General features: G+C 47.8%; 1 protein-coding gene. It reads right to left on the reverse strand.

The window, feature by feature from the left end:
- Window positions 1-8,599 (reverse strand): DNRLRE domain-containing protein (locus E4T82_RS11570; RefSeq protein WP_135182932.1); only part of this gene is annotated, 8,599 nt, incomplete at both ends.

The raw sequence follows: 8,599 nt of genomic DNA on the forward strand, positions 1-8,599 counted from the left end.
CTTTCCCTAATTTGGCAATTGGAAATGCATAGGTTGCCAAATCAAGGGCAAGCCCTCCAAGTGCTAACAATCTATTGGCTTTATCCCCTGTCACAGGGTCTTTTCCAGTCAATACACGCTTGACATTATACCAACCTGTTACTTCACCACCAAGTATCTTAGTAGCTTTAACTGTGGTATCCCAAACCTGTTGATTATCAGCGGTTATCTGAGCTTTCGTCCGTTTAGAGGTTCCAACCCCATCACTGATATTAAAGTTCCTAGCTAGCGCATGTACCGCAGACATATCTCCCGCATGAGCTTTTTTGATGAGAGCTTGAAGCTCACTATCAGTTAATTGCTTTCTCTTACCATCATCTTTTCCTTTTGACCCCTTCGGATCACACACATGTCGCATCGTGTCTGCCAAGGCTTTCGTCCAGTTTAGTGCGAGATTGCCTGCTTCACGAATATGGAAAGCGGCTTTTGCTCCGACAGCTGATGCATAGTCACTTCTAATCTTCGCTTTTTGCGCATCTGTATAATGGTTTGGATGAGCTTTCATCATCGTATGCTGGACAGTGGCTACAGCCGCTCGAACAGTAACGGAAACAAACTGAGCAGTTGTCTTAATCGGTTCCACAAGCGTAGAGGCGAACCTCTTTATGCCAGCTATGAAAGCAGACGCACTCGAAGCGGTTTTTCTTCCCCGTCCCCATAAAGAGAAGGCCTTATGCCCACTCGGGTCGGTGTAGTTGACAGGATTATTCTGGACATAGGCATAGCGGTTTTGACTAAGTGGGGCTGTTGCCTCACCTGAGTAGCTATCCTCTGTCAGGAAGGTGCCCGCTCTGCTATCATAATACCTTGCCCGTAAGTAGTCAAGTCCTGTACTATCACGAGCTTCGCCATTATAGGCATAGGGATTACCTGTCTCATCTGTCGTAGACTTGGTTGCACCGTAGAGAGTGTAGCTGGTTGAAGCAACTGCCTCACCACCTTTGGTCAAGCCTGTAACAGAACCTGACTGGTTGGTCAGATACTGGTAGGTTTCATTGGTTTGGTGATTGAGGTAGGAGTTTCTACCATAGCCATAGCTATAGGTCTCCCGTGCTTTCAGGTCATGGTCATAGGTTTGAAGAACCTCGGTGTGCTCCCGATTGATGTCATTGACATAGTTGCGTTCTTCATAATACTCATAGGTATCTTCTCGTGTAGTGTAGGGAATCAAGACATCCTTCACTTGGGATGCGTAGGTCACATCTCCCTCGCCCGGTAAATTACCAAGAGATGGTGGGTGGACGACAAGACCATCTTTCGTCGCCTTATCTTTCGCCACCTTTTGGTGATAGGCACTCGACACATCGTCAAAGATCTGATGCCAGATAGACCCTACCGTCTGTGGGAAGCTAGACAGAGACTGAAGGACATTTTGACTAAAGCCATACCAGAAGAGCGATGGCTCTTCCCCATTTGGAGAGGTTTGCGGGGATTTCTTCTTCTCTTTTCGTCTAAAGAGTTGATAGGTGTTCGTGCCTTCCTTACGGCTAGCGGTAAAGACCCGGTTATCATCCCCATCATAGAGTGCCGCCATCAGAAGCCCCTTCTTGTCTTTCATGGCAAGGAGGCGGTTTTCCGTGTCATAGATATACTGGAGCTTCTCATCCTTCGTCTCTTGAGAGATACGGTTACCATTCTTGTCATAGGTGTAGGTAAGCGTACCTTCCTTGTTCTCAAGCTTGGTCAAGCGATTGTTGTCATCGTACGTAAAGGTGGTCTTCTCTTCTTTCCCATCCACCCTTTCAGTGCTCGTGCGTTTATTGCCCGCAAGGTCATAGGTGTACGAAAGACTAGATAACTCCTTGCCATCCTTAGTGGATACCGTCATGGTCTCAATCTGACCTAAGCTATCGTAGGTATAGGTATGGACAAGAGTCTCCCCATCTTGCGTGATGGTTTCTTTGGTCACATAGTTTCCGTCATCGTATTCATAGCCATAACGTGAAATCAGTTTGTTCTTCTTGTCCACATGACGGAGTTCAGTCACTCGGTGTGCCTTGTCATAGGTCAAGAAGCTCTTTGTGCCATCTCCGCGTTTGACTTCGGTCATGTCGCCTGCGTCATTATAGGTGTAGGTGGTCTTCTTCCCTTTGACATCTGTCACAGAGGTTAGTCTGTCGAGTTCATCGTAGGTGTAGGAAACCGTACTGCCATCTGGGTAGGTCATACGGCTGATATTGCCAAAGTCGTCATACTCATATTGGATGAGACTACCATCCCCTTGACGGACACCTGTGATTTCCCCTTCGTCATTGTAGGCATAGGTGGTCGTTCCAGTCAGGTCACTCATCGATACCCTGCGACCATCTGGGTCATAGGTGTAGAGAACTTGACCATCTTGTTTTTCAGAATAGTCCACCTGAAGCAATTGGTCCAGCTTGTTGTAGTCATAGCTGATGGTCTTCCCATCTGCCTTTGTGACCTTCTCCAACTGATTGTTCACATTATAGGTGTAGGTCTCTGTATCCCCGAGGCTGGTCATGCGTTTCACGACATTGGAGAGCTGATCATAGGTGTATTTTGTAACCTTACCATTTCCGTTTGTGACAGAAGTGACATTCCCCACACTATCATAGGTATAGCGAGAGGTAGAAGCTTTTTCACCTGTCCCTTGAGTCGCTGTTAAGAGCTGATTTTCAAGGTCGTAGGTATAGCTCTTCACTCGCTCACTACCCGAGAAGACGCTGGTCAAGTTCCCATTGCCGTCATAGGCCATGGTCGCTTTTCCACCTTCATCGTTTGTGACCTTGGTCAAACGGTTGTCATGGTCGTAGCTGTACATGGTCCATTGACCAGCTGTATCGCTCTCGCCTGTCAAGCGATTGAGAGAATCATAGGTACGTTTCATCACTTGTCCGAGTGGATTTTTCTCTTCAAGGAGATTGCCATTCGGATCATAGGTATACGTGGTGTCACGCTTGCCATTCATCGTCCGTTTGGTCACTTGACCGACTGGGTCATAGTGTGACGTGATTTCACGACCTGTTGGCGTCTTGATGGTTTTCAACTGATCCAGCCTTGTGTAATCAAAGGTTGTCGTAGCGCCTGTTGGACGGGTTACCTTCGCTAGGTTTCCAGCTTCATCATAGGCATACTTGGTTTCAAGGTCTAAGGCATTCTTAGCAGTCAAGAGACGACCAACCTTGTCATACGTATAGCGGTTACTTCGATCAGACTGATCCGTTTCCTTGGTCAAGTTCCCAGCCACATCGTAGGTATAGGCTTTCGATAGCTCTTTCGGACCTGTTTGCTTTTCTAAACGTCCAAGCGCATCATAGGCATAGGTATAGGTCGCTTTATTTGGTAAGGTCCGACTGGTCATACGACCATACAAGTCATTGACATAAGAGGTGGTGTGGCCATTCGCATCTGTTTCTTTCGCGAGACTTCCTGTACCGTCATAGGTATAGGTGGTTTCCCCACCGGTCGGGCGTTTCATGCTCGCTACACGATGCATACGATCATAGGTGTAACTGGTGGTATTGCCTTCACCTGTGGTTTCGCTCAAGCGATTGCCTACCGCATCGTAGCTAAAGCTTTGTTTCGCACCTGTCGGCGCAAGTGTCTCTACCACACGTCCCAGTGGGTCGTATGTAAAGGCAGTCGCTTGACCATTCGGATCTGTATAGAGCACGAGCTGTTGGTTGGCATCATAGCCATAGCTGCTGGAATGACCATTGGCATCCATTACCTTGGCGATATTCCCCAAGACATCGTATTCATAGGTCGTCTGGTTCCCATCCGCATCTATTTCGGTTACCACACGGTTCAACGCATCGTAATGGTAGCCTGTCTCACGTTTCAGATGGTCTACGATCTTTGTCAGATTTCCATTGTCGTCATACTGATAGGTTTTCGTCTTGCCCTCTTGGTCTGTAGAGGTCTTGATATTCCCCATGACATCATAGGTGAAGCTTTCACTAGTGCCATCTGGGTACGTAACCTTGGTCAGTTGGTTATCGCTGTCATAGCTGTAGTTGGTGACTTCCCCAAGACTATTGGTTAGCGTTAAGCGATTGCCAGCCTTGTCATAAGTATAGGACTCATTTAAGTCTTGGTTGTCTTTCTTAGTCAGGACACGGTTAGCCGCGTCATAGCTGTACTCTGTGACGAGACCACTCGAATGGGTTTGTTTCACAAGGCGGTCTAAAGCGTCGTATTCTTGGCGAACCGTTGTCCCATCTGGTAAGGTGACGTCTTTCAACTGAGCAGTCGGCGTATAGCTCATCTTCGTGGTGTTGCCATTTGCGTCCGTAACGGATGTCGGATAGCCCAAGGCATCATAGGTGTAGATGGTTTTGCCTCCCAGGGCATCGACTTTTTCCGTCAACTGCTCCATCTGGTTGTAGGCAAAGTTTGTCGTATTGCCTAAGCCATCGGTGACAGATGTTACTTGGTTTTGTCCTGTAAAGGTACTAGAAGCAGTGTAGCCAGCCGCATCCGTCACACTATTTTGATTGCCGTTCTTGTCATAGGTCAGGCTGGTCCGCTGTCCCAAGGCGTTGGTGGTCGCAAGGAGACGTCCAGCTGGGCTGTACTCATAGGTGGTTTCACGACCTAAGGCGTCCGTCATGGACAGGATGTTGCCCATTGCGTCTAAGGTATAGGACACACTCCTACCATCTGGGTAGGTAATAGAGGTCACATTACCAGACTGGTCATAGCTGTAGCTGGTGGTCTTCTCACCCTTGGTTTCGGTCAGCTTATTGCCGACCGCATCATAGGTATAAGAGACCGTTTGTCCTGCTTCATCTGTGTAAGAGAGAACACGGCCCAGGACATCATAAGTGGTCTCCGTCCTTGTACCGATTGGGTAGGAAACAGCTGTCCGATAGCCAGAAGCATTATAGGTATTTTCCGTGACTTGACCGAGCGCATCCCTTATCGTCTGAACCGCTTGGGTGCGGTCATCATAGGTCAAGCTACTCGTATGGCCTGATGCATCGGTTCGTGTCATGACACGACCGAGCGCATCACGAGTGTAGGTCATGGTTTGACCTGCCGCATCCGTTTCTGTTAAGAGACGACCGCGGCTATCATAGCTATAGGTCGTCGTCTTGCCTTCCGCGTCGGTGATAGAAAGCTGATTCCCTATACCATCATAGATATAGCGATAGTTCCCTCCTTCTCCATTGGAGGCCGCAATCTTATGACCAAAGCCATCGTAGCTAAAGCTGGTGGTATTGCCATTTCCTTCTGTTATGGCCGTCACTTGACCTGCTTGGTCAAAGGTATTGGTCGTACCAACACCATCCGCATCTGTTTCGCTTACTTTACGACCTTCCGCATCATAGGTGATGGTGGTGGTGCCGCCACGAGGATTCGTGATGCTCGTCACCTGATTATGGGCGTTATAGGTGAAGGTTGATTCTCCACCGAGTGGGTTGGTGACTTTGACCAGATTAGCTCCTTCATAGGCAAAGGTTGTCTTAGCCCCTAGCGCATCGGTCGTAGACAGGACCCGACCTTGCTTGTCATGGGTATAGGAAATGGTTGTTCCGTCTGGAAGGGTGGTCTTGGTGAGGTTACTCTTACTGTCATACTCGTTAGTGGTGCTATCTCCACCAAAGTCTGTGACAGACAAGAGGTTGTTCTTCTCATCATAGGTAGAGGTCTTGGTCGCACCGTCAAAGCGGGTTTCGGTCAAGACATTTCCATTTTCATCATAGGTATAGCTGGTGGTGTGACCCAGTTCATTGGTCTCACTCGCCAGACGGTTATGGGCATCATAGGTTTTAGAAACACTTGTCCCATCTGGGTAAGTGATGCCTGTTGTACGGTAGTGGTCATCATAGGTATAGGTGGTCTGGTTACCATTGGCATCGGTTGTGACCGTTTGACCATCGCTATAGGACAGGGTGGAGACTGCTCCTGTGCCATCTGTCTGCTTGGTCACACGGTTCTCATCGTCATACTCGTTCTGAATGACTTTGGTGCCATTGCCGTCATACCAGGCAGTCATACGTCCCTTCTCGTCATACTCGTAGCGGGTCGGAACACCCATGGCATCGGTATAGCTGGTCAAGTAGCCCCTGTCATCGTAGTCATAAGACAGGGTGGAGCCATTGGGGATTTGGATAGCGCCGATGTAGCCTGCTTCATTGTAGGTAATGCCATAGACAAGACCTGTTGGCGAGGTCACCTTGGTGAGCTGGTAGTTCTCATTGTAGTCAAAGCTGGTCTGGTTGCCTTTTTCGTCTGTCTGACGAATGAGTAAGCCATGGAAGTTGAAGACTTTTTCTTGATTGTCGGTATCCTTTATATGATACTCTTTCACCTCATAGTCTTCTTTTTCTTCTCCGCCAAAATCACCTTTCTTCTTCTCTTTGGTTTTCACCTCAAGCGTGAGATCATAACCTGCTGGAGCCTTGTAGCTATCGCCGTCTTTGGTAAAGGTGAGGATAGAACCATCCGTACGAGTATAGTAAAGATTTTGGTCTTCGTCACTCGATACTTGTTCATTAAAAGCAAAGGACCAGCCACGACCAAAGAGGCTATTGATACCTGCAGCCTTGGAGTTGTAGGCACGCACAATCTCAAAGTTCCCACCTAGGTCAGGAATGGAAACATCGGTCCGGTCAAGGTAGAAATTTCCCGTATTGAGGTTAATGGGTTCAAAGCCAAACTCACAGTGAAGCCCCCGCCCCATTAAAAGCATATCCACATCTGCTTTTGTCTTATTGTTTAAAGCAGGGGGATTGTAGGGTTTATTGGCATTCTTTTTCGGATTACGGATAAAGAGGGTGTTGTTCTTGACCACCAACATATCCTGAATCCGATTGTCATAGGCAATTTGATTGAGGGGGACACCGTAGTAGGCCGCAATCTTAGGAAGCGTATCGTACTGGGTCACCTTGTAAATGAGGAAGGTGTCACTGGATTTCTTCCCGCTTGTTTGACTGTCTTTCTTACTTTCCGCATCAATTGTATAGACCTTGTTCAACTCTGGGGCTGTAAAAGGTGTCAAAGTTTGCCAGTTAGAGAGTTTATCCTTATACCGTGTCGTGCCTTTTTCAAACGCAGCGTCAAAGGGACTACTGTCAGGATACTTATAAGAGAAGCTAGCGGGATTTTCTCCCTTATAGTTCTTAGAAGCATCACTCAAACCATAGGTCACTTGAGCGCCTGGTGTGGTCAAGCCATCCGCAAAGACCCCTTGAAACTGGAGCTTACCCTTCTTATCGGTCTTGACCATGGTGCGCAGTTTGATCGTCGTGTTGCCTATCAGGTAATTCACATCTACAGGGTCTGGTACAGACCAGTTGATGGTCAGACTCGGAGCTTTATCAGGAGTAAAACCACTTTGTGCAACATTATTGACATCTGCTTCGGTGGTATAAAAACCTACACCATTATCATTCTCATCAAGGGCTTTGACAACGAGACCGAAGTTGGGAGAGAGCCCTTGAATCCAGTTCGTAACGGCGGTCCGAATATCAAAATGATGAAAGCCTAGTCCATGTGGATAAATGGCATTCTCGCCTGCTATTTCTTCCTCTAATGCAAGAGAACTCAGCCAATCAATCGTATTGATGTTAAAATCTTGCTTGAGGTAGTAGACGCCAAGGGTAGCCGTTGCGGTTCCTTTTCCGTCTGAGTACTGATACAAATTGAGGCTAGCACTATCAATACGGGCTTCTTTGGGAATACTACTAAAGTCATAGTTGACCTTAAAGTACATGCGGGTCTTTCCAATATCTGGCGCGTCCGGTCTCCCCATATTCGCGGAATCAATGTAGCCTACGAGTCCATAAGCTAGTCCTTGAAAAGTACCATGAACAGAGCTCGTCACCACATCGAGAATCTTTTCCCGTGGAACGGTAATCGTCGGGTCAATCCGAACAGGGTACTTGCGGTCTTTGGACGACAGCCAGTCTTTGCCTGCGATGACGGTCACTTGGTAGTTCCCAGATTTTTCGCTCAACTCGAGGGTCACATCTTGACTGGTCGCACCAGCTGCGTCCACCATGATAGGAGCTGTCAGGACAAAGAGAATCTTGGTCTTGCCCTTTTCCCGCACCAGCACTTGATTGTTTTCAAGGCTGACATCGTAGCTTCCTGCGTCTAGCCCATAGGTAAAGCGGTTCTTGCCTTCCCACTCGGCAAGGACGATTTCTTCTTTGACTCCGTTAGACTGAACCGTGTACTGGACATCGGTCTTGCCTTCGACATTGTTATATAAAATCGCGTTTTGTTCAACGGTGGCTTGGCCATAGGTTGTCTCAAGAGGGTAAAGGGAGATTTTCTCATCTTGATGAATGACATCAATCGGGGTTTCTTCCTTGACCTCACTTGGAAGCACCACTCCTACTGGGGATTCTTTAGGCAGATAGTAGTGGTTGCCGTTGGCATGATAGGAATAGAGGGACAAGTCAACGGGGACTTCTGTACCATTTGGGTCAACATAGGTCTTTACCTCACTACCGATATAGGTCACAAAATGAGTATCGTCCACACGGTAGAGCTGTTCTTGTCCACTGACCGCAACGGGTTCCCCGTATTGACGTTTTAATTCTGCTTCTGCATCACTCTCTTCTGTCACAACTTTCGGTTGTTGGAT

Source organism: Streptococcus cuniculi (genome assembly GCF_004570575.1).
GTDB classification, from domain to species: Bacteria; Bacillota; Bacilli; order Lactobacillales; family Streptococcaceae; genus Streptococcus; species Streptococcus cuniculi_A.